Below are 213 nucleotides of genomic sequence, written 5' to 3' on the forward strand. Positions count from 1 at the left end.
GAACCCCTGTTACCTCCGTGAAAGGGAGGTGTCTTAACCCCTTGACCAACGGGCCATGGAAACTGGCGGAGAGAGAGGGATTCGAACCCTCGAGACGCTTGTGACGCCTACACGATTTCCAATCGTGCTCCTTCGACCAAACTCGGACATCTCTCCATATGGCTCCCCGAACAGGACTCGAACCTGTGACAACTCGATTAACAGTCGAGTGCT

General features: G+C 54.5%; 1 tRNA gene. It reads right to left on the reverse strand.

Features of this window, described 5'->3' with window-relative positions:
- Positions 1 to 63: 63 nt before the first annotated feature.
- Positions 64 to 156 (reverse strand) — tRNA-Ser (locus tag LKX83_RS33500).
- Positions 157 to 213 lie beyond the last annotated feature (57 nt).

This window comes from Cohnella baijiui (genome assembly GCF_020731285.1).
Classification (GTDB): domain Bacteria; phylum Bacillota; class Bacilli; order Paenibacillales; family Paenibacillaceae; genus Cohnella.